The 461-nt window shown below is 69.6% G+C and carries 1 protein-coding gene; it reads left to right on the top strand.

Annotated elements, in window-relative coordinates; translation table 11 throughout:
- On the top strand, positions 1-461 hold a 461-nt coding region (locus RISW2_RS23180; protein WP_156944005.1), incomplete at both ends, for a TonB-dependent receptor domain-containing protein.

Raw genomic sequence — 461 nt, 5'->3', positions numbered from 1 at the left:
TGGGCGAGCAGTCGAAACTGCTGTGGGGCATGGACTTCAACCAGGAACGCAGCGGCATGCCGATCGACGTGTTCGACGCCGCCGCCTACGACGCCAGCGGCGGCCGGGTGTTCCGCAAGACCGGCCGCCTGACCTACATGCCCGAGCTGACCTCGCGCAGCACCGGCATCTTCGGCCAGCTGGAGCACCGCTTCAACGAGCAATGGTCGGTGCAGGGCGGGGCGCGCTACGAGTACGCCACGGCCCGCTTCGGCGACTTCGTGCCGCTGTCGCAGTCGCGGGTGGCGTCGCCGGCCTCGGTGCAGGGCGGCTCGGTCAGCTACGACGCCTTCCTGTTCAACGCCGGCCTGACCTACGCGCCGGTCCGCGGCCAGGAGCTGTACGCCAACTTCAGCCAGGGCTTCCAGCTGCCGGACATCGGCGTGCAGATGCGCAATGCGCGGCCGGGCTTCGACATCGGC

It is taken from the genome of Roseivivax isoporae LMG 25204 (genome assembly GCF_000521865.1).
In the GTDB taxonomy this organism is placed as follows: domain Bacteria; phylum Pseudomonadota; class Alphaproteobacteria; order Rhodobacterales; family Rhodobacteraceae; genus Roseivivax; species Roseivivax isoporae.
This window is presented reverse-complemented; position numbering and strand designations above follow the sequence as displayed.